Origin of the sequence: Chryseobacterium ginsenosidimutans, assembly GCF_024807225.1 — a bacterium.
Classification (GTDB): domain Bacteria; phylum Bacteroidota; class Bacteroidia; order Flavobacteriales; family Weeksellaceae; genus Chryseobacterium; species Chryseobacterium ginsenosidimutans.
Map to the genome: position 1 here is coordinate 4,428,671 of NZ_JANUCO010000001.1, position 21,632 is coordinate 4,450,302.

Sequence of the window (21,632 nt, forward strand, 5' to 3'; positions counted from 1 at the left end):
ATTTTGTGGCAATTTTGAAGAACGACAACGATAAAAAAACTAATAATAAACTAAAATCATGACTTTCATTAAAACAATTTCTATCTTTTTAATTACCCTTTTATCAGTAACAACAACTTTTGGACAAGAATCTAAACATAAAACTAAAATCTTATTAATCGGAACCATTCACTTTGAAACACCTCATTTAGATGTACATGAATTAAAAACAGATGATTTTTTAGCGCCCAAAAGACAGAAGGAAACTGGAAGAGCTGACTGGAATTTTAAAACTTACAAATGCTGATAAAGTGATGATAGAAAAACCATTTAATCAACAAAAGCAAATTGATAGTTTGTATAATGCATATTCCCAAAACAAATATAAATTAACAGTTTCTGAACGAGAGCAAATTGGTTTTAGATTAGCTAAAAAATTAAATTTAAAACATATCAACTGTGTAGATGAATTTTATGGAATGAAACATGACAGTTTGGTTTCTGTAACTGCCAAAGAAAAAAATCAGTTGTATATATTAAATGAATTAAGTACTACTGCGAATAACTTTATGCGTGAAATAGATAGCGTAACAAAACGAAATTCAATAACCGAAATATTAAAATATATCAATAGAAAAGAACTTTTGCAGAAAAATTTATCATTGTACTTAAAATATTATGCAAAAATTGGTGCCGGAGAAAATTACATTGGTGCGGAATCAGTTTCTGATTGGTATTTGAGGAATTTAGCGATTTATTCTAATGTAATAACGCAAATAGATGCAAATGACAAATACGTTATCCTCATATTTGGACAAGGACATATTCCTATATTAAAACACCTGCTGCAAAATAATGACGACTTTGAAGTCGTTGAAGTAAATAGCATACTAAAATAAGCTCCACCAAGCTGTCGCAAGCGACTCGCTTGTAATCAAATAAAAAAAACCAGATGTCGCGGATTTATAATCCGTGACCTCCTACGCTGTCGCAAGTGTCTCGCTTGTGATCAAATAACACAATCTTAATTAAATAAATAAAAACCGCTCCAAAAAACAAAGCGGTTTTTTATTTTTACAGAACTAAAGAATCTTTTATCGACATCTGCATTATAAATCTATATTCTTTTCAACACATTTAATTTATTATCATATATTTATAAATCAATGAAAAACTATCTATTTACATCTGAACGACTTGGATTTAGAAACTGGAACTTGAGCGACCTTGATAAAATGCAGGAAATAAATTCAGACGAAAAAGTAATGGAATTTTTTCCAGGTATTCCGACCAAAGAACAGACAGCCGATTTCGTTGAAAGAATGAAAAAACAATTTGAGGATAAAGGATTTTGTTACTTTGCAGTTGACAAGCTTGAAAACAATGAATTTATTGGCTTTATCGGACTTTCCGAACAAACTTACAACGCCGACTTTACCCCTTGCATCGACATCGGCTGGAGAATAAAAAGCAGTGAATGGAATAAAGGCTTCGCATCAGAAGGCGCAAAAAAATGTCTTGAATATGCGCTGAACGAATTAGGTCTTGAAAATATAGTTAAATCATTATAATTTGTCATAATATTTTATATCTTTGAGCATGTGCTATTCAATAGATTTTCGCAAGCAATTATTTAAGATTAAAGATCAAGACAATCTTACTTATCAAGAAGCCAGTGAACGATTTGGCGTTCCAATAAGAACACTTTTCAGATGGAATAATTGTATAGAGCCCAAAATAAAACGCAACAAACCATCAACAAAAGTTGATGTCGAAGCTTTACGACAAGATGTTGTAGAAAACCCTGACCATTACCAATATGAACGAGCCAAGAAATTTGGAGTAGGTCAAAGCACGATATTCTATGCTTTAAAGCGTTTGGGAATAAGTAATAAAAAAAACGCTATTCCATCCAAAAACTGATCAACTCTCTAGGCTTATCTTTCAATTAAAATTATTCCGATACGAGTTTATAGAAAAACGATCTATTATTTATCTGGATGAAAGTGGCTTTGCATTAGATATGCCAAGAGAAAATGGTTACAGTCAAAAAGGAGAAAAATGTTATGCAAGTAAAGATTGGCATGCCAGAGGAAGGGTAAATGCTATCGGAGCAATAACGGACTTCAAACTATTCAATGTTTGCTTATTCAATTGTAATATAGATGCTGATGTATTCTTCGCCTGGCTTACGCAAGAATTGTTACCTTCTATTGCTCCTAATTCAGTTATTGTGCTGGATAATGCTACTTTTCACAAAAGAGAAGATGCTCTATTGAAGGTTCAAGAACAAAGTCATATTTTGCTATTTCTTCCGCCTTACAGTCCAGACCTAAATCCAATTGAAAAAAAGTGGGCACAAGCAAAAAGCATAAGAAGAAAATTCGGATATACACCAGGAGAGCTTTTTATTTACGCAGATTTGTGACATTTTATTTTGATTTAACTATATATATTCAATCGCACCGAAAATCAATATAAAATCAGAACATATTATGAAAAAAATCGGATTGAAAAAACAATATGAATTTGAACATCCGTTATTGATAAACAACGACCGACTTAAAATTTGTGTATTATATAAAAACTGACAATGGGCTATTCCGGAGTAAGTTATTTAACCAATTCAACAAAACATCAATAACCATGGACAAAAATGAAAAAGACCACAGAAAGCAAATTCGGAATGAATTGAGACAAAAACAACAGGAGGAATTTGAAAAAAGTCTACCAACGCTAGCGCAAGCGTCTCACTTTTGCCCAAATTAATCCAAATACACAATCATAAAGAAATATCAAACCATACTATTTCACAGAGCGGTTTATTATTTTTTCGTAGTTTAGTTCAATCAATATCTAATGAACAAATTATTTCATTACTAAAAAAAAACCATGAAAATTCAACGAGAAGACCTTCACCTCATCAGTCGTCACAGTAACCTTACCGAGCAGGAAATTGAGAAAGCCCTGCAAGAAAACGTTTATAATGATAGAGAAATGTGGCAAAAATTCCTTCGTTTGTTTTTTATCACATTGGGAATTGGTTTTACGACTGCGGGAATTATTTTCTTTTTCGCCTACAATTGGGCAGATCTACACAAATTTGCAAAAATCGGACTAACAGAAGGATTAATCATTGCAACCACAATTGTTGCTTTGCTTCCGAAAATAAAAAGCAGCACCAGAAAGATTATTCTTACAGGTTCGGCATTTTTAGTCGGGGTTTTATTTGCGGTTTTTGGGCAGATTTATCAGACCGGCGCGAATGCATACGATTTCTTTTTAGCTTGGACACTCTTCATCACATTATGGGTAATCGTTTCCAATTTTGCTCCGTTGTGGCTGTTGTATATTGTTTTAATTAATACCACTTTCATTTTATATTCGCAGCAAGTTGTAAAAGACTGGTCGGAAATACTCATTGTTTCCATCCTTTTTTTCATCAATACGGCTTTTCTGATTGTTTCCGTTTTATTATCAAAATATAAGAAAATCGAAAATCTTCCCAATTGGTTTACAACGATTTTGGCTTTAGGTTTCTACAACCTTCGCAACCATAGGAATAATTTTCGGAATCATGGAAGAGTTCGAACCTTTATTCGCCTTATTAATTGCCATTGTTCTGATTGTTTTTTCTTTAGGAATTTGGCACGGACTTAAAACAAAAAGCGGACTTTATCTTTCCATTATTCCTCTAAGCGTTATTATTATCGCTTCAACTTTATTGCTGAAAATTTCGGATGACGAAGGCATGCTTCTGTTCATGACCGTATTTATTATTGCAAGTGTCACAGGAGTTATTCTGAATTTGATTAACCTTCAAAAAAAATGGAAAAATGAGAAATAAAGAAGACATAAAACAAATCCTCGATCATTTACAATCCACAGAAAATAGAGACTTAAAATTTGATGAAGAAGCTATTTTTGCAGCCTACGAAAAAAATGATGACCATCAATCTTTAGCCATAAAAATATTGTCAATTTTTGGTGGAATTTTTGCAAGCATTACATTTTTAGGATTCCTTTTAATTGCAGGCTTGTATGATTCGGAAACAGGCTTAATCGTATTTGGAATAATATCAATAATCGGAGGAGTTTTCGTCAACAAATTATATAATAAAACGATTATCGATACGGTAAGTATTTCATTTTACATCATTGGTTTCATCCTTTTAGCAATGGGTTTGTTTAAAATGGAAATTACTGAAAACTCAGTAAGCCTTACTTTTATGCTGATTGCAATGGTTTCATTAATCATCGCTCGGAGCTACATTCTTACTTTTGTTTCCATACTCATTATCAGCGGAGCAATTTTAGCGCTGATTGCATCAAATGATAAGTTTGATCTTGCTCATATTTACACCTCTTCTCTTGCCATAATTTTAACCTTTTTTTTCCTGAAAGAAGCAAAAATAATTAGTATAAATTCTGCATTTTCAAAATTATACAATCCGATTCGTATTGCATTGGTCTTCTCTTTTTTAGCAGGATTAATCATTCTTAACCAAACAGATTTCATTACTGTCTCGCACGATTATATTTGGATATCTTCCATTTTCATCATATTGGCAATACTCTATTTGCTCACTCATCTTTTTCAGGTATTAAACATCACAAAAGCCCAACATAAAGTCGGAATTTATGCTTTAAGCATCATTATATTATTACCTACCGTATTATCTCCTGCGATTTCCGGAGCGATTTTAATTATTCTTTTGAGCTTTTTAGTCAACTATAAAACTAGTTTGGTTATCGGAATTGCAGCCTTCATCTACTTTATTTCGCGGTACTATTATGACCTTCATTTTACCTTATTGACCAAATCAATCCTTTTATTTTCTTCAGGCATCCTGTTTTTAGGTCTTTATTTATTAACTCACAAAAAACTGACATCGAATGAAAAAGTATAAATGGATCATCATCTTGCTCAACCTCATCATTCTATTGGTATATTTCAACTTTTCGGTTTCGAAAAAAGAAGATGTACTAAAAAACGGGAAATTGGTTTTGCTTGAATTAGCTCCTGTCGATCCCCGTTCCTTAATGCAGGGCGATTACATGAGTTTGCGATATCGTATTTCAGAAAATATCAGAACTGAATCGATGCCAAAAAGAGGATTTTGTATTGTTAAAATCGATAACAAAGGAATCGCTACCAAAGTACGGTTTCAAAAAGATAAAACCCCTCTGAATAAAGGCGAATATCCCATCAAATACAACGCACCCGACTCATGGAATGTAAATATCGGCGCAGAATCTTTCTTCTTTCAGGAAGGGCAAGCCGAAAAATATGAAAAAGCAAAATATGGCGCAATAAAAATAGATGAAAACGGAAACAGCCTGTTAATAGGACTTTACGATGAGACTTTGAAAAATATAAAATAAATTTCATCCCTTATTTAAAGGAAGCTCAAGAGTTTGAAAATATTGTGAAACAACTTAATATTGTGGATCAAATCTGGAAGAATTAATCATGAAAAATAATTATAAATTTTTACTCTTTTTTCTCTTGTCCCATTTTGCTTTTGGACAAAAAATAAATACAATAGATTGTAGAATTGCATATTTGCCATCAATAAAGTATGATAATAAGACAATCCAGATCTCAAAAGATCAGGCAAAGAAAATTGACAGCTTAATTTCACTAAAAACTTTTAAAATTACGTTTACAGAAAATGATATTGCCCAAATAAAAGAACTTTACAATAAAAAAACATTTGATGGAACAAAAATTTATAAAATTTCAGATTCAACTTATTCCAAAATCCTTAGTGAGAAACAAATCAAACTCAACTTTGAAAGAATAGATACTCTTCCCGAAAAAAGCATTGAAGACATAATAACGAATGTTGTTGATGGAGCTCCTTTCAGGCTTACTGCAAAAACAAGAAAGAATAAATTTTTATTTGAAAATAATTTTGCTGGTGGCTTCAAATTCAAAGAGCTCAGGAAGTATTTGATTTTTTATTCTATTTATCACAATATTGAATTCTGTAATCCTTCTAATAAAATTGTTAAAGAATATTTTAGTCGCGAAAATTTTTTAAAAACTTTAATATATTGCCTTACCAGAATCGAAGCAGAAGATTAACTAAAAAATACTTCTAAAATGGAAAACAAAAAAGACGAACAAATTCTAGACAACGGACCATTCTATCACGGTACAAAAGCCGATCTGCAAATCGGAGACTTACTGACTGCAGGATTCGGGTCAAATTATCACCCCGAAATAATAATGAACCACATCTATTTTACAGCCTTACAAAATGGAGCCGGACTTGCCGCAGAATTGGCACAAGGAGATGGCAATGGCAGGATTTATATCGTAGAAACCTACAGGGAAATTCGAAAATGATCCGAACTTGACCGATAAGAAATTTCCGGGAAATCCTACCCGATCTTATCGCAGTAAAGATCCTGTGAAAATCGTAGGTGAAGTCACAGATTGGATAAAACTGACCGACGAAGAACTTCAAAACTGGAAAGACAGAATTGCCAAACTCAGAGAAAATCCGGATGCTGAGATTATCAATTAAACTAAGGTTGAAAGTTGATGATTATAAGTTGTCCAAAATAAAAATATGAGCAACTTGGGTTAATATTCTTGCAACTTTAAAAAGAATGTTTGAAACTTTCTTTATGGATTGTATTGCTTTCGAAAGAAAACAAATAACTATGATTAACATTCTCGCAACTTTAAAAAGAATGTTTGCAACTTTGTTTATACATTTTCTTACTTCAAAAACAAAACGAGCAACTTTGGTCAGTATTTTCGCAACCCAAAAAAGGATATTTTCAACTTTGTTTATGAATTGTATTACTTTCGAAAGAAATCTCGCATATTCAATAATTTTACTAATCTAGAAAATAAAGAGTTATGGAAAATAAAAACTACGAAAGGGTTTTCAAAATGTCCTTTGCAGGAGTTTATCCTCACTACATCACCAAAACCGAAAAGAAAGGACGTACAAAAGAAGAAGTAGATGAAATTATTTTCTGGTTGACAGGTTATAACGAAAAAGATCTTCACAAAATTTTAAATAACAAAACCAATTTCAGAGATTTTTTCGAACAAGCACCTCAGATGAATCCTAATGTTTCCTTAATAAAGGGTGTGATTTGTGGTTATCGTGTAGAAGAAATCGAAGACGAACTAATGAGGAATGTTCGCTATCTTGATAAGCTAATCGACGAATTAGCCAAAGGAAAACCAATGGATAAAATTCTAAGGAAATAACTTTTTTTGAAACAAAGCTGAAAGAAGGAAGCTAGATGTTAACAAAACACAGATAAATGAGAGTAAACTATTTACGTCACCAACTTCCCTCTCCCATCTCCCCTTCCCCATTATTTTTTTATTAAATCTGTCCAATCCCAAAAACTCAGTTGTCATTACAGTATAACCCAAAAATTATACACAATGAAAATCACAGTAATCGGCGGTACAGGTCTTATCGGAAGTAAACTCGTTAACAGCCTTAAAAATTTAGGTCATGAAGTTTTAGCGGCTTCTCCAAATTCCGGAGTGAATACACTTACAGGAGAAGGTCTTGACAAAGCATTGGAAAACGTAGACGTTGTGGTCGATGTAGCCAACTCCCCTTCTTTTGCGGATGATGATGTTATGAATTTCTTCAAAACATCAGGTGAAAACTTAATGGCAGCAGAGAAAAAAGCAGGTGTCAATCATCACATCGCTTTATCCGTTGTCGGGACAGAACGTTTGCAGGAAAGCGGATATTTCAGAGCAAAGCAGGTTCAGGAAGATATTATTAAATCTGCAGGAATTCCTTACAGCATCGTGCATTCTACTCAGTTCTTCGAATTTGTTGGCGGAATTGTTCACTCAAGTACCGTTGACAATAAAATTTTGGTTTCTCCCGCATTGATTCAGCCTATCGCTTCGGATGATGTGGTAAAAGCAATGACAGCCGTAACCATCGGTGAACCAAAAAATACAACTGTAGAAATCGGCGGTCCTGATAAAATTAAATTATCTGATCTGGTAAAAAAATATACAACGATCATGAAAAATACAGATGAAGTGGTTTCAAACACTGAAGCAACGTACTTTGGAGCTCCTTTGAATGATTCTACTTTAATTCCAAATGATGATGCAAAATTAGGAACAATTCATTACGACGAATGGATTTCAAATCCTGATAATCAAAGATAAATTTAAGGACAAAAGGAGCAAAATTTTGAAAAAAATAAAACACCCAGTTTGTCATTCCGTAGGAATCTAAGCAGAATTTGTCAAATTAATTTCAAAAAAACATTGCCGAGATTCCTACATTCTGACAAACAGAACGTAAATCAAGCTGCTAAATTTTAGCACTAAAAAATTAAAACAACTTTAGTAAATTTATACAATCCAATTACATCTATAAAAACTTAAATCCAACATCATGAACGAATTTTTAATCGCCATACACAGAGATATTATCAATAAAGACGCATCGCCTTCACCGGAACAAATGCAGGCTTCCATTCAGCCGTTTCAGGACTGGCTGGGAAGTATTGCCGCACAAAATAAACTGGTTGCGCCACCAAAAAGATGGGATCTTGGCGGAAGAGTCGTGAAAAACGACACCGTAACCAACGGACCTTACGCAGAAATCAAAGAATCCATCGGCGGGATGTTCATCATAAGAGCCAATGATTACGACGAAGCCGTAGAAATTGCAAAAGGCTGCCCCGTTCTTCAATGGGGAGCGAGTGTAGAAGTGAGAATGGCAATTCCACCCGTGACAGAATAATTTTCATATTTAAATTAAATGCACGAAAACGCATTAATCCCCAATTTATTCAGAACAGAGTACAGGAAAATCGTTTCTGTGCTCTGTTCTACATTCGGTATTAATCACATAGAAATCGCTGAAGACATCGTGAGCGACACCTTTCTTACCGCCACAGAAACCTGGAGCATCAACGGAATTCCCGAAAATCCAACAGCTTGGTTGTATACGGTTGCAAAAAATAAGTCTAAAAATTATTTTAAACGGGATTCTCTTTTCCAGCAAAAAATTTCAACTGAGATAAAATATTATTCCAACGACCGCGAAGAATTTGAAATCGATCTTTCTCCGAAAAATATTAGTGACAGTCAGTTGGCGATGATGTTTACCATTTGTAATCCGTCTATTTCTAAAGATTCTCAGATTTCTTTAGCTTTAAATTTACTCTGCGGATTCGGAACTCAGGAAATTGCAGATGCTTTTTTAATCAATAAAGAAGTTGTTTACAAAAGATTACATCGCGCCAAAGAAAAATTAAAAACAGAAGGCATCAAAATAGAGCAACCTACTATTTCACAGATCAGTACCAATTTAGAAACAGTTCTTACGACGTTGTATTTGCTGTTTTCGGAAGGGTATTATTCTACTTCGCAAAACACGATTCTCAGACAGGATTTTTGTAGGGAAGCGATTCGGCTGACTTCAATTTTGATCGAAAATAAAACAACCAATACTCCTGCTGCGAATGCTTTATTGTCGTTGATGTATTTTCATTCTTCCAGATTTAATGCAAGATTCAACGAAAAAGGAGAAAGCATTTTGTATGAAGAACAGGACGATAAACTTTGGGACAACGATCTTATTGAAAAAGGAATTGACTATTTAAATCAAAGTGCATCGGGAAATTCTTTAACTAAATTTCATCTCGAAGCTGCCATCGCTTTTTGGCACACCAAAAAACAAAATACCGATGAAAAGTGGGAAAATATCCTGCAATTGTACAATCAACTTTTACAAATTGAATACTCTCCTATTGCCGCTCTCAACCGTACTTTTGCTTTTGCGAAAGTGAGAGGAAATTCGGCCGCCCTCATAGAAGCTGAAAAATTAAAACTTTTGGACAATCCTTTTTATTATTCATTGTTGGGACATCTTTATACAGATATTGATAATCTGAAAGCGAAAGAACATTATGAAAAGGCATTGACATTTTCAAATTCGAGTTCGGTTTCTGATACGTTGAGAAAGTATATTGAAAAATTAGCCGAAAAGAATACATAATCTCTGAACTTTCAATTGATTTTCATTAAATAAGGTGTAAATTATTAATGTATATTTGAATATCACCATACATATTACACCATGAAAAAAATTTTAGCACTTTTCATTACCTTATCAATTCTTTCCTGTGAAAGTAAGGAAGAAAAAAAAGAAAAATTTCTAAAAGACTTCCGGGAGCAGGCTAAAGAAATGAAAAAAAATCAGATTGATTTATTCTTACACGCAAAACCAAAATACTTTTCGGCTAAAACAATTAACGGAACTATTTTCAACTCACAAAATTATAAAGGCAAAAATCTCGTCATTTTTATTTACGATAAATCTTATCTAAAAAAGAGCGAGTCTTACGATATGGCGGAAGAATGCAATACGCTTTATAAAGAATTTAAAGACAATGCAGAATTCATCGGTATTGTAGAAGGATTTATTGAAAATGAAAAAGAGCTGAAAGATGATCTTAATCAAGCAAATATTCTTTTTGAACAAATCGATAATACAAAATCCTACGACAAATCTGAAAAATTAAATTACAACATCTTTTGCAGTCCCGCCAAAATACTTATCGACGTCAATGGAAAAGTTATTCACTCTTCCTGTGGCGGCGGAAATATTACTGAAATTAGCAGAAAATTGGATAGTATAAAAGTGGCTTCTGAGTAAATCGAATTTGAAAATAAATAATTAAAATGCTCTAATATTTGGAGCATTTTTTATTTTTACTAAAAAAACAGATGGAACAAGATAAAATTCAACTTTTAAAAACAAAGATTCAGGAAGGAATTGATAACGGGATTGCAACAAATTTTGATTCTCAAAAACATCTTGAGCTTTTGAAAGCTAAAATGAAAAAATAAATCACAATATGAAAACAACCATAGAAATTGAAAACGAAACCATTGAATTTGAAAGAAACTGGTTTACAGGAAGTTTCACCTACACCATAAACGGAGTAAAGAAAACTTTGGATAGTGCTTTAAATCCGTTCACCCATTTTTCTGTTCATTTATCCAGAGCTTATGAGTTACAAATTGAGAACTCTATTGTCACAGTTATTAAGACAAGACCATTATTTTTTGCAGGTTTGAGAACACATAATTATAAATTTTATGTAGATAAAAATCTTGTCAAAGAAATAGAATCAATGTAATTATATTTCAAGTGAAACCTCTATTTTAAAACTTCCGAAACAAAATAATAAAATTCAAAAACTATGGCTAAAGCAAACAAAACCAACGAAACCGCAGTCAACGTCACCGATTTTATCAACTCATACGTAGAAAAAGATGAAAAGAAAGCAGATAGTTTTCAATTAATCGAACTTTTGGGCAAATGGTCGGGATTTGAGCCTAAAATGTGGGGACCAACAATCATCGGGTTTGGAAGTTATCATTATAAATACGCAAGCGGACATGAAGGTGACGCGCCTATTATTGGGTTTTCACCGCGTAAAGCAGAATTTTCACTGTATGTCTATTCTCCGACCAAAGAAAGCGAACCTTTATTAAATGATCTTGGAAAATTTAAAATGGGGAAAGCCTGTATCTACGTCAAAAAACTGTCTGACATCAATATTGATACTTTAGAAAAAATATGCAAAGCCACCATTACTTATATAAACGAAAATCATGAATGCGCTTGCAGAGAAAAATAAGGTAGCCGATTGTTAATAATTTTCTTCTCCATTTCAAAAAATCTAACGAAATTTACAGTCTGTGCGTTAAATAAAAATCAATGAATTAAAGAACAATTTAAACAAAACATACAGTAAAAACTTAAGTATAAGTTTTCTTCGGGGCAGGGTGCAATTCCCTACCGGCGGTTACAGTCCGCGACTCCTTTTTAACGAAAGGACTGATTTGGTGAAATTCCAAAACCGACAGTTACAGTCTGGATGGGAGAAGAAAATGGAGCAATCAGTGAGGCTATTTCTATGGACTCATTGTGTTGTATTTCATTTCCATGTACCGAAGTGTATTTTAACTTTCAAAAAGTAAAAAAACATGGAAAAATTAATAGAAAAATTCGGAGCAACTCCGAAAGAACGTGTAGAAAAAGCACTTCTTACCTTACAACAGGGAAAAGGCATCCTTTTATTAGACGATGAAAACCGTGAAAACGAGGGCGACATCATCTTTCCCGCTTCCACGATTACAGAAAAAGACATGGCACTTTTGATCCGCGAATGCAGCGGAATCGTTTGTCTGTGCATTTCGGAAGAGAAAAGCAAACGGCTGAATCTTCGTCCTATGGTGGAAACCAACAATTCTAAAAATCAAACGGCATTTACGATTTCCATTGAAGCCAAAGAAGGCGTAGAATCGGGAGTTTCGGCAAAAGATCGTGTAACAACGATTAAAACAGCAGTTGCACAAAACGCAGAAGCCAATCACATTGCAAGTCCCGGACACGTTTTCCCTTTAATTGCTAAAAAAGACGGTGTTTTTGAAAGACGCGGACATACAGAAGGAAGTGTAGATCTGGTAAAACTGGCAAATCTTGGCGATGATGCCGTACTTTGTGAATTAACCAACGAAGACGGAACGATGGCAAGACTCCCGGAAATTGTAGATTTCGCAATGAAGAAAGAAATGACCGTCGTATCGATTGAAGATATTTATTCTTACCGAAAAATGATGATCAGTCAGAATTAGGGTGAAGTTGGTTAGAAGTTGGAAGAAGGAGGCTTGAAGTTATTATGAGATTGCTTATTTTTTCAATAACATCCATCATCCCACTTCCAACTTCCCTACCGAAAATCAAAATATCTAACGCACAGAATCACCACTCAAACATTTGGGTGGTTTTTTATTTATTTTAAATCTCATTAATAACAAGTTATGTTTAAATAAAATACATTTTGAATGTCAGTTTTTAATTATCTTTGAATAAAATTTAACCATGAAAACAATTCTACTTTTGTTGCTGACAACTTACGGTATCAGCTCAGCTCAAACCACGATTACTAAAGCATTTAACGATCCTATTTCCGGTGAAACGGCAAATTATTTAACCGTAACAGGAACACCGGATAACTCTGCTGTGGGAGCAAATACAACGTTTAACAATGCTTCTTTAACATTGGGAGCAGCATCTCCTGCAACCTATTCTGCACCTTTAGCTGCTGAAGTCACAACTTTCCCAGGTTCTACCTTGAAGATGGTAGGAAGCGGAAATACTTTCCTATACAAACAATCTGCTTCAAAATTGGAAATCACAGGACTTGTAACTTCTGATGCCACTTTGAATTTGTCTGCTAACAACGGAACATTCATTTCTTATCCAGCCGCTTTCGGATATACTGAAACAGATCAGGCACAAGGAACATTCACTTCGCCTTCTGCAAGTGGTTTATGTAAAGGAACTATTAGTATTTCGGCTGATGCATCAGGAACGTTGGTTTTGGGTTCTTCTACCTATAATAATGTATTGAGAATCAAATCTGTTCAGAATTTCAACCTTCATTTACCTAATGATACGAGTTTTGTTTTTCCGATAGGATCCATTGTGAATACGTACTATTCTTATTACGATGCGACTCATAAATTCCCGTTGTTAACAACGATTCAGACTATCATCAACGTTCCTGTAGCGGGAATCAACAACCAGACTACAAGTGGTGCACAAGCTTTGAATCTCTCTACGTTGTCAACAGGAGATCTTGTTGCTAAAAAAGAAGGTCTTATGATTTACCCTAATCCGGCTCAGGATTTTATCCAGTTTAAAGGAGAAACAGGAAATTATTCAACAGCGAAAATCTATAGCTTAGATGGAAAATTAATTAAAACATCTGATCTGAAATCCGGAAAAGTACAGGTTTCTGATCTTCCTTCTGCATCTTATTTCATTGAAGTTTCAGGAAAAGATAACAAGAAAACGGAGACTTCGAAGTTTATTAAAAAATAAAAAGTTACATTTTATCATCAATAATGAATCCGTCCGGAATTTTTCTGAGCGGATTTTTTGTTGATATTTGTGTTTTAAAATTACATAATGTCAAAACTTTTATTCTTATTTTCTTTGCTTTTATCATCTCCTATTTTTGGTTGTAAATGTGAAAGTTTAAATATCGAAAAATCCTTTAAAAATGCCGATTTTGTTTTTATAGGAAATATTTATTCCGTGAAGCAGACTCCTTCAGGATTTAAGACATTACAGAATTTTATTAGCAGTGTAAAAATTGAAAAAATCTTTAAATCAGATAATTACACTGGTTTTTATCAAAATGAAGCTACATTATTTTCATCACAACTTCGGTCATGCGATTATCCTTTTAATAAGGAAGGAAAATATTTGATTTTCGGACATATCGATTCTGATACAGGATTCATTTATTCTGAACGTTGCTTTGCTACGGCAGATTTGAGTCTTTTTACATCAAAAGATTTAACACAGCTTGAGAAATTACATGAGAAATTTGAACAGGAATTAAAAGCAGAAAATAACAAACCTGCAAAAGTTGAAAGTTTAATTGAAGATTCGCCAAATCGTATCATTAATAATTTAAAACTAGAAATCAATACATTACAATTCGAAAATAAAAATTTAAAATCTATCATTTTTGCGACTTCAATTCTATTCATTTTATTATCAGTTGTGTTAATTATTAAGAGAAGAAAGAATAAAAATTATCATTAAAATTCTTTTCATAATCAATTATATCATTCATATTTTTAATAATAACCAAAATTAATATTCACAGCTTCATGATTTTTGCCCGTTTTTTGCTTTTATCTCAATACCACTAAATTTTAAAATATAAAATCATGAAAAAATATCTCATTCTACTTCCGTGCATTATTTTTTCAGGAATAAAAGCACAAGAGACAGCATCTGCCGAACCTTCGGAAAAGATGAATATCGTGAAAACGAACGTTACCGCTTATGCCTTCAGAAATATTAATCTGTCTTACGAAAGAGCCTTCACCAATTGGTTTTCATTAAATATGGGATTCGGAGTGATGCCCGAAGGAAAAGTTCCTTTTATCAATTCTTTTTTGAGTGATGAAGACGAAAAAAGATTTCAGAATCTTGAGGTAAAATCTTTCAATTTCACTATTGAACCTCGTTTTTATCTTGGCGCAGGATATGGAAAAGGTTTTTACATTGCACCATATTACCGTTATTCAAAAATAACCACGAATACGTTTGATTTTTATTACGATTACACTTTCAGTGGCGCAACTTATCAGATTCCTTTGAAAGGTTATGGGAGCGCTCATGGAAACAGCGGCGGATTGATGGTCGGAGTTCAGTTTTTCTTAACCCGAAGTCAAAATTTGGTACTGGATTTTTGGATTGCAGGAGCACATTACGGATCTGGAAAAGGAGATTTCACCATGACAAGTGACGTTGTTCTGACTCCCGATATGCAGGCTCAATTGAAAAAAGAAATAGAAGATCTCGACGTTCCTTACGTGAATTACACCGTAGAAACCAATGCAAACGGAGCGAGAGTAAAGATAGACGGACCGTGGATTGGCTTTAGAAGCGGATTGTCTTTGGGATATAGATTTTAGAAAAATTTTATTTGAATATTTTTGAAACCGTTCTTTTGGAGAGCCGTTTTATTTTGAATTAAATAGTAAAATTTACGTCTTTCAATTATTCTAAAAATTTATATCTTTCCTTCATGAATTCATCACAAATCACCACCGCCCAAAGAATCAAAGCCATTGTTGGCGGATCGATAGGAAATTTGGTAGAATGGTATGATTGGTATGCTTATGCGGCATTTGCCATTTATTTTTCACATTCATTTTTTCCGAATTCGGATATGACGGCGCAACTTTTAAATACAGCCGGAATTTTCGCTGTCGGATTTCTGATGCGACCTGTCGGAGGATGGCTTTTCGGGAGTATTGCCGATAGAGTCGGGAGAAAAAAAGCGATGACGCTTTCTGTTTTATTAATGTCCTTCGGTTTCTCTGCTAATTGCTTTGACTCCGACTTACAAAACAATCGGCGTTTTAGCACCATTGTTATTGTTAGTTGCAAGATTATTACAAGGATTAAGCGTGGGTGGAGAATACGGTGTTTCGGCAACGTACCTCAGCGAAATGGCAACTTCAGAACGACGGGGATTCTATTCAAGTTTTCAATATGTAACGCTGATTGGCGGACAATTAATCGCGTTGGGAATTCAATTGATTTTACAAAAATTATTATTAACGGAAGCTCAGCTCGAAGATTGGGGCTGGAGAATTCCTTTTGTGATCGGAGCTTTACTTTCTGTAATCGCTTTATATTTAAGAGCAAATCTCCACGAAACAGAAGCTTTTGAAAACAAAAAAGACCTCAACGAAAAGAAAAAAGGTTCCATAAAAGAATTATTAAAGCATCCGAAAGCACTATTAACCGTTATCGGACTGACTTTAGGCGGAACTTTGGCGTTCTATACTTATACAACTTATATGCAGAAATTCCTGGTGAATACGGTTCATCTTACGAAAGAAGAATCTACCCTGATTTCTTTTATTTCATTATTTATTTTTGCTTGTCTGCAACCTGTTTTTGGAGCTTTATCGGATAAAATCGGGAGAAGACCGTTACTTTTAGGCTTCGGAATTTTAGGAACAGTATGTACATATCCTTTATTAAATGCTTTAAGTACGACGACTTCAATGTGGGGTGCCTTCTTTTTAATTATGTCAGCTTTGATTATTGTGAGCGGCTATACATCCATCAACGCGGTGGTGAAGGCTGAACTTTTCCCGTCCGAAGTAAGAGCTTTGGGAGTCGGGCTGCCTTATGCTTTGACGGTTGCTATTTTTGGAGGAACTGCTGAATACATCGCACTTTGGTTCAAGCAGGCGAATGTGGAACACTATTTCTATTGGTATATTACGGCTTGTATTTTCTTTTCATTCGTCGTGTATGCAGGAATGAAAGACACCAAAAAAACATCGACTTTGGATAAAGATTAATTTAATTTGCGAATAAAAAGCGGGCGGCTCAGATTCTCTGAGCCGCCCGTTCTATTTTTTAGTGATAAGCTTGCTTGAATTTTTCAAGGATATTGTCCAGATTATGTCGCTGAACATACACACTTTTCACATCTTCATACCTTGGCGACTTATAAAAAACTTCGTGGAAATCCATACTTCCATTCCCTACTTTTACCACTTTTTGTACTTCGATATTTAATTTTCTCAATTCGTCTGTAAAGACTTGAAATTCATCCTGAATATTTTTCATCTATATTTTTGTATTTAATTAAAAATTACTATTTATTATCACACCCTACCATTTTTAAGGGGTAGTGTTTAAATTTAGAATAAAGTTAGTGAATTTTTCAATACAACCATAACATTTCGTTAACATTTTATCAAATTAATTAAAAATATCAAACCGATTTAAAACTATTCATACATATTTAATATTTTTGACGTTTATAAAAAATAATACTAAAACTATAGAAACTATGAATATCAAAGCATTTTTAATCGTATCGACTTTATTTTTCATCATTTTCTCACATGCTCAAAAATTAGAATTTAAAGCACCTGATTATGCTGCTATAGAAAGAAATATTGAGAATAAAGATTCAGAATTCTACTATCCGAATCTTTTAAGAAAATTAAAGGAAAACGACACCCTTATAACAGCAGATCAATATCGCCATCTTTATTTCGGACAAACATTTCAAAAAAATTACAGTCCTTACAAAATAGGAAAGAAAGATGAAGAGCTGAGAAAATTCTACACAGGAAACGGTATCTCAGAAAAAGATATGCCAAGAGGAATTAAACTTTTCAGAGAAGCTTTAGAAGAAGACCCTTTGGATCTTCGTGCAATGAACTATCTCGCTTACATGTATCATATGAGTAAAGATGAAGCTATGGCTAAAAAAGTGTCTACCAATTTTCACGGTTTGCTAGAGGCAATACTTACATCCGGTGACGGCTTAAAATGTGAAACAGGTTTTCATGTCATTTCAGTTTCTCACGAATATGTTCTGATGAATATGTTTCAGTTAGAAAATAAATCCCAGAGCTACGACGGAAAATGCGATTATCAAGCTTTTGAAAAAGATAAATATAAAATTCCGGGAATGTATTTTGATGTGAGTAAACTTTACGGCAGAATGTTCGATAAATAAAGCTAAAAATTTAACTTAGCTTTTTAAAATCTTTACTATGACCAATAAAAACCATTGGGAAAATGTCTACGAAACCAAAAATCCGGATCAGGTAAGCTGGACTCAGAAAAAGCCTCAAACTTCATTGGATTTCATTAATTCTTTCGGCTTAAAAAAGGATGCAAAAATTATTGACATTGGCGGTGGAGACAGCCATCTTGTGGATTTTCTTCTGCATGAAGGTTATGAAAACATCACGGTTCTCGATATTTCTGAAAAAGCGCTGGAAAAAGCAAAAGAAAGATTAGGTGAAAAAGCAGAAAAAGTACAATGGATCGTAACGGATATTACCGAATTTGAACCCACAGAAACGTACCATATTTGGCACGACAGAGCGGCTTTTCATTTTCTGATAACGCCGGAACAGATTTCAAAATATGTTGAAATCACAGAAAAAGCCGTGTCAAAATTCATGGTTTTAGGAACATTTTCAAAAGACGGACCGACAAAGTGCAGCGGACTGGAAATCACTCAATACGACGAAGAATCGATGACAAAAAAATTTGAAACAAGTTTTGAAACCATCCATTGTATTACGGAAGATCACACAACTCCTTTTGATACTGTGCAGAATTTTGTGTTTTGTAGTTTTAAGAAAAAATAAAAGAGAGCCATTTCTGACTCTCTTTTTTATATAAATATTTATAGATTCCTAACTTTCCTCTTCCTCCAATTCCACTTCATGTCTCAACTGGGCTTTGTACAACGTAGAATAATACCCGTTTTTATCAAGAAGCTCCAGATGTTTTCCTTCTTCAACAATTTTTCCGTGCTCCATGACAATGATTTTGTCGGCTTTTTCAATCGTTGAAAGTCTGTGCGCGATAATAATTGATGTTCTGTTTTTTGTAATTTTTTCCGTCGCTCTTTGGATCAGCTTTTCACTTTCATGGTCGATGGAAGATGTGGCTTCATCCAGAATTAATATTTTCGGATCAGATAAATACGCTCTCAGGAACGACAGCAATTGTCTCTGTCCCAAAGAAATCGACGAACCTCTTTCGCTCACCACGTAATCATAACCTCCGGGAAGACTTTCGATAAAATCATCCACTTCGATTTCTCTTGCGCCGGCTTTTATTTTCTCTAGCGTAATGCTTTCGTCACCAAAAGCAAGATTTTCGAAAATACTTCCGTGGAACAGGAAAACATCCTGTAGAACAACTCCGATGTGGCTTCTCAGACAATAGAGTTCGTAATCTTTAAGATCAACATTATCGATTAAAATATTTCCTGAATTAATATCATACAATCTTGTAATCAAGCTGATAATGGTAGATTTTCCGGCTCCGGTTGCTCCAACAATGGCAACAGTTTCTCCGGGATTTACTTTAAAATCAATTCCTTTTAAAACTTCCTGTTTATCATCGTAGGCAAAATGCACATTTTGAAATTCAATTTTACCATCGAAATTTTCCTTAACCACTTTTCCGTTATTCGGCATCGCATAATCTTCGTCCATAACGCCCAAAACACGTTCTGCCCCTACAATTCCTCTCTGAATATTGTTAAATCTATCCGCAATCTGTCTCAAAGGACGAATCAACATAGAAATATATTGAATAAAAGCAATCACAACACCTGCGCTGATCGTAATATAACCTCCGTAGAAAAGGATGAATCCGATAAAAAGTGAAGAAATAAGTTCAACCACAGGAAAGAATAATGAGAAGATGAAAACCGTTCTCAATAATGCGTCTTTCAAAGTAATATTAATATCATCAAATTTTTTGAACTCAGAACCTTGCCTGTTGAACACCTGAATAATCGGCATTCCCGCCAGTCTTTCCTGAACAAAAGAGTTTTGATTGGATGTCCACGTTCTTTCGTCACCAAAAGCGGTTTTTAATCTTTTCTGGAAAAATCGTGTAATCACGACCATCAAAGGTAAAATCGCCAACGTGATATAACTTAAGTGAACATTGGTACTGAACATCATCACCAATACAAAAATGATCCTTAAAACATCCCCGAAAACCATCAGGAAACCGTCTGTATAAACCGTTGCAATCGTTTCAACATCTCCAACCGCTCTTGTTACCAATTGCCCGATCGGCGTTTTATCAAAAAATGATGTTCTGAAATATATTAATTTGCTGTAAAGTCTCTCTCTGATATCTCTGATTACATTTTGAGAAATATAATTGGAAAAATAAACCAAGAAAAAGTTTAAGACCGTTTCCGCAAACACCAAACCTACCAAAATGTAGATGTGCTGCATCATTAAAGCCTTATCTTTTAGTTTCGTAATGTCATTATCTACAACCTGCATGGTGAGATAAGGCCTGTAAGTAGAAACCAATGCTAATATAATGGAGATGATTAAAGTAAGGATGAACCAAGAACGAAACTTCATTCCTATAAAGAACAGCCTCTTCACAATTCCCCAGGTATCTTGTTTTTTCATTGTATGAATTGAAGAAGAATTAAATTTAAAAATTCTATGCAAAAATAAGACTTTATAATTTGAAAGCCTTTACAACTTCATGAATTCCTGATGAAAAATTCAGATCGGTGTTATTTATGGTATAGATTGTTTTTTGTTTATTACAACTCATTTAAACCTTCAAGGTTTTGAAAACCTTGAAGGTTTGATTGTAGGTCTTTACAAAAAAAAGAGACCAGCTCTATCTAAGCCGTCTCTTTTTAATGCTATGAAAATTATAAATTAATTTACTTTTTTCAGCCAGTTCAAAACATATCCTGCAACCTCTTCCCAATTTTTTTCTCCGGCAATGAAATGGCTTCTGCCTTCAAATATTTTAAAATCCACAATGCTATTTTTGTCTTTATAAGCTCCGGCGATTTTTCTAGAAAATTCTGCAGGGAAAATATTATCATTAGAAACCTGCAATAAACAATAATGGTTCGTGAGGTTTATTTAAATCTAATTTTGCAGAAGATTTGAATAACGGATCTTTCGCCAGTTTTCTACTTTCCGGTGCAGCCACCGTTTCGTATAATTTATCACTTTCTGCTTTAGAATAATTATTAAAAAATGCTTTATGATACCATTCTTTTGATCCTAAAAATGTAGTATTTCCTTTAAAGAAATTCACGACAGGCCAAACAATTTTTACGGTAGAAAAAGGAGCCATCACGTTTTTGGGAGGTGCACCATCGATACTTACTCCGGCAACAGCTTTCCCCATATCAATTAATTTCTGAACCATCAATCCACCGAATGAATGTCCGATCAAGATTGGTTTTTCGGGAAGTTTATCGATAAACGCTGATAAATATTTTACTACATCATCAAAACCTACATCTTTCAAATCTGATGGGATATTCTTTTTCAATTCTTTAGGATCTCCTTTATGTCCCGGATTTGCAGGAGTATGTACAGTGTAGCCTTGAGCTTCAAAATAAGTTTTCCATTCTTTCCAGCTTGTATTGTTCACAAATAATCCATGAATTAATACGATCGTTTTTGTTTTCATAACTTTTTATTTTTAATTGGTTTTAAATTATGGGACAAAGTTCCGCGAATTAAATGA

General features: G+C 33.8%; 28 protein-coding genes, 2 pseudogenes and 1 riboswitch. Of the genes and pseudogenes, 26 read left to right on the forward strand and 4 right to left on the reverse strand.

All coding sequences use genetic code 11. The features are described 5' to 3' along the window. The first annotated feature begins 58 nt into the window (after positions 1-58). From J3D55_RS20765 to J3D55_RS20885, 24 genes and pseudogenes are all read left to right on the forward strand, one after another. Positions 59-286, forward strand: a complete 228-nt coding sequence (locus J3D55_RS20765) for a hypothetical protein (protein ID WP_259134297.1) — start codon at positions 59-61, stop codon at positions 284-286. A gap of 7 nt (positions 287-293) precedes the next feature. Beyond that, positions 294-878, forward strand: coding sequence for a DUF5694 domain-containing protein (locus J3D55_RS20770; RefSeq protein ID WP_259135187.1), 585 nt, complete (start codon positions 294-296; stop codon positions 876-878). 267 nt (positions 879-1,145) lie between these two features. After that, positions 1,146-1,550 carry a GNAT family N-acetyltransferase gene (locus J3D55_RS20775; protein ID WP_259134300.1) on the forward strand — a complete coding sequence of 135 codons (405 nt, stop codon included), beginning with the start codon at positions 1,146-1,148 and terminating at the stop codon, positions 1,548-1,550. Between the two features lie 28 nt (positions 1,551-1,578). Beyond that, positions 1,579-1,902 (forward strand): IS630 transposase-related protein, encoded by a 324-nt coding sequence (locus tag J3D55_RS20780; RefSeq protein ID WP_259127766.1) that lies wholly within the window; start codon positions 1,579-1,581, stop codon positions 1,900-1,902. 73 nt (positions 1,903-1,975) lie between these two features. Next, the gene (locus J3D55_RS20785) at positions 1,976-2,407 is read left to right on the forward strand and encodes a transposase (RefSeq protein WP_259135011.1); all 432 of its coding nucleotides are present in this window, start codon (positions 1,976-1,978) and stop codon (positions 2,405-2,407) included. Positions 2,408-2,871: 464 nt separating this feature from the next. Then, the gene (locus J3D55_RS20790) at positions 2,872-3,639 is read left to right on the forward strand and encodes a DUF2157 domain-containing protein (RefSeq protein ID WP_259134315.1); all 768 of its coding nucleotides are present in this window, start codon (positions 2,872-2,874) and stop codon (positions 3,637-3,639) included. Positions 3,640-3,815: 176 nt separating this feature from the next. Then, the gene (locus J3D55_RS20795) at positions 3,816-4,889 is read left to right on the forward strand and encodes a DUF4401 domain-containing protein (protein WP_259134318.1); all 1,074 of its coding nucleotides are present in this window, start codon (positions 3,816-3,818) and stop codon (positions 4,887-4,889) included. Continuing rightward, positions 4,876-5,364 carry a GDYXXLXY domain-containing protein gene (locus J3D55_RS20800; RefSeq protein WP_259134322.1) on the forward strand — a complete coding sequence of 163 codons (489 nt, stop codon included), beginning with the start codon at positions 4,876-4,878 and terminating at the stop codon, positions 5,362-5,364. Before J3D55_RS20795 ends, J3D55_RS20800 begins: the two co-directional genes overlap by 14 nt. Positions 5,365-5,452: 88 nt before the next feature. Continuing rightward, positions 5,453-6,070: a hypothetical protein gene (locus J3D55_RS20805; protein WP_259134325.1), complete on the forward strand. Its 618-nt coding sequence runs from the start codon at positions 5,453-5,455 to the stop codon at positions 6,068-6,070. A gap of 18 nt (positions 6,071-6,088) precedes the next feature. Then, positions 6,089-6,515: pseudogene (gene arr, locus J3D55_RS20810) on the forward strand (NAD(+)--rifampin ADP-ribosyltransferase). Positions 6,516-6,856: 341 nt separating this feature from the next. Continuing rightward, positions 6,857-7,216, forward strand: coding sequence for a DUF2200 domain-containing protein (locus J3D55_RS20820; RefSeq protein ID WP_259134331.1), 360 nt, complete (start codon positions 6,857-6,859; stop codon positions 7,214-7,216). Positions 7,217-7,399: 183 nt separating this feature from the next. Further along, complete coding sequence (locus J3D55_RS20825; RefSeq protein ID WP_259134334.1) at positions 7,400-8,155, forward strand: SDR family oxidoreductase; 756 nt, start codon at positions 7,400-7,402, stop codon at positions 8,153-8,155. 232 nt (positions 8,156-8,387) lie between these two features. After that, entirely contained in the window at positions 8,388-8,738 is a 351-nt protein-coding gene (locus tag J3D55_RS20830; protein ID WP_259134344.1) for a YciI family protein, read from the forward strand. A gap of 18 nt (positions 8,739-8,756) precedes the next feature. Continuing rightward, positions 8,757-9,998: an RNA polymerase sigma factor gene (locus J3D55_RS20835; RefSeq protein ID WP_259134348.1), complete on the forward strand. Its 1,242-nt coding sequence runs from the start codon at positions 8,757-8,759 to the stop codon at positions 9,996-9,998. An 81-nt stretch (positions 9,999-10,079) separates the two neighbouring features. Next, positions 10,080-10,658 carry a peroxiredoxin family protein gene (locus J3D55_RS20840; protein ID WP_259134351.1) on the forward strand — a complete coding sequence of 193 codons (579 nt, stop codon included), beginning with the start codon at positions 10,080-10,082 and terminating at the stop codon, positions 10,656-10,658. Between the two features lie 71 nt (positions 10,659-10,729). After that, a complete protein-coding gene (locus J3D55_RS20845; protein ID WP_259134354.1) occupies positions 10,730-10,852 on the forward strand; it encodes a hypothetical protein in 123 nt (40 codons plus the stop codon). A gap of 8 nt (positions 10,853-10,860) precedes the next feature. Beyond that, positions 10,861-11,145, forward strand: a complete 285-nt coding sequence (locus J3D55_RS20850) for a hypothetical protein (protein ID WP_259134357.1) — start codon at positions 10,861-10,863, stop codon at positions 11,143-11,145. A gap of 63 nt (positions 11,146-11,208) precedes the next feature. Beyond that, positions 11,209-11,649: a DUF1801 domain-containing protein gene (locus J3D55_RS20855; RefSeq protein ID WP_259134360.1), complete on the forward strand. Its 441-nt coding sequence runs from the start codon at positions 11,209-11,211 to the stop codon at positions 11,647-11,649. Positions 11,650-11,779: 130 nt separating this feature from the next. After that, positions 11,780-11,905, forward strand: a riboswitch (FMN riboswitch). A gap of 93 nt (positions 11,906-11,998) precedes the next feature. Continuing rightward, a complete protein-coding gene (ribB, locus tag J3D55_RS20860; protein ID WP_259134363.1) occupies positions 11,999-12,649 on the forward strand; it encodes a 3,4-dihydroxy-2-butanone-4-phosphate synthase in 651 nt (216 codons plus the stop codon). Positions 12,650-12,896: 247 nt separating this feature from the next. Further along, complete coding sequence (locus J3D55_RS20865) at positions 12,897-13,901, forward strand: T9SS type A sorting domain-containing protein (RefSeq protein WP_259134366.1); 1,005 nt, start codon at positions 12,897-12,899, stop codon at positions 13,899-13,901. Between the two features lie 87 nt (positions 13,902-13,988). Continuing rightward, on the forward strand, positions 13,989-14,633 hold the full coding sequence (locus tag J3D55_RS20870) for a hypothetical protein (RefSeq protein ID WP_259134368.1): 645 nt from the start codon (positions 13,989-13,991) through the stop codon (positions 14,631-14,633). 128 nt (positions 14,634-14,761) lie between these two features. Further along, positions 14,762-15,514, forward strand: a complete 753-nt coding sequence (locus tag J3D55_RS20875; RefSeq protein ID WP_259134370.1) for a DUF3575 domain-containing protein — start codon at positions 14,762-14,764, stop codon at positions 15,512-15,514. A gap of 113 nt (positions 15,515-15,627) precedes the next feature. Next, positions 15,628-15,909: pseudogene (locus J3D55_RS20880) on the forward strand (MFS transporter); the annotation flags it as partial. 25 nt (positions 15,910-15,934) lie between these two features. Next, entirely contained in the window at positions 15,935-16,921 is a 987-nt protein-coding gene (locus J3D55_RS20885; protein ID WP_259134373.1) for an MFS transporter, read from the forward strand. 58 nt (positions 16,922-16,979) lie between these two features. Here J3D55_RS20885 and J3D55_RS20890 read toward each other — a convergent pair whose 3' ends face one another. Next, entirely contained in the window at positions 16,980-17,192 is a 213-nt protein-coding gene (locus J3D55_RS20890) for a hypothetical protein (RefSeq protein ID WP_259134376.1), read from the reverse strand. 226 nt (positions 17,193-17,418) lie between these two features. Between J3D55_RS20890 and J3D55_RS20895 the strand changes: the two genes are divergently transcribed. Both J3D55_RS20895 and J3D55_RS20900 read left to right on the forward strand, forming a co-directional pair. Then, positions 17,419-18,096 carry a DUF4919 domain-containing protein gene (locus J3D55_RS20895; protein ID WP_259134379.1) on the forward strand — a complete coding sequence of 226 codons (678 nt, stop codon included), beginning with the start codon at positions 17,419-17,421 and terminating at the stop codon, positions 18,094-18,096. Positions 18,097-18,133: 37 nt separating this feature from the next. Continuing rightward, positions 18,134-18,739: a class I SAM-dependent methyltransferase gene (locus tag J3D55_RS20900; RefSeq protein ID WP_259134380.1), complete on the forward strand. Its 606-nt coding sequence runs from the start codon at positions 18,134-18,136 to the stop codon at positions 18,737-18,739. Positions 18,740-18,787: 48 nt separating this feature from the next. On the opposite strand, the gene J3D55_RS20905 is transcribed toward J3D55_RS20900, so the two are convergent. The 3 genes from J3D55_RS20905 to J3D55_RS20915 form a co-directional block, all read right to left on the reverse strand. Continuing rightward, positions 18,788-20,542: an ABC transporter ATP-binding protein gene (locus tag J3D55_RS20905; RefSeq protein ID WP_259134383.1), complete on the reverse strand. Its 1,755-nt coding sequence runs from the start codon at positions 20,540-20,542 to the stop codon at positions 18,788-18,790. A 261-nt stretch (positions 20,543-20,803) separates the two neighbouring features. Continuing rightward, positions 20,804-20,989 (reverse strand): alpha/beta fold hydrolase, encoded by a 186-nt coding sequence (locus J3D55_RS20910; protein WP_259134386.1) that lies wholly within the window; start codon positions 20,987-20,989, stop codon positions 20,804-20,806. Beyond that, positions 20,976-21,575, reverse strand: coding sequence for an alpha/beta hydrolase (locus J3D55_RS20915; protein WP_259134389.1), 600 nt, complete (start codon positions 21,573-21,575; stop codon positions 20,976-20,978). Before J3D55_RS20915 ends, J3D55_RS20910 begins: the two co-directional genes overlap by 14 nt. Positions 21,576-21,632 lie beyond the last annotated feature (57 nt).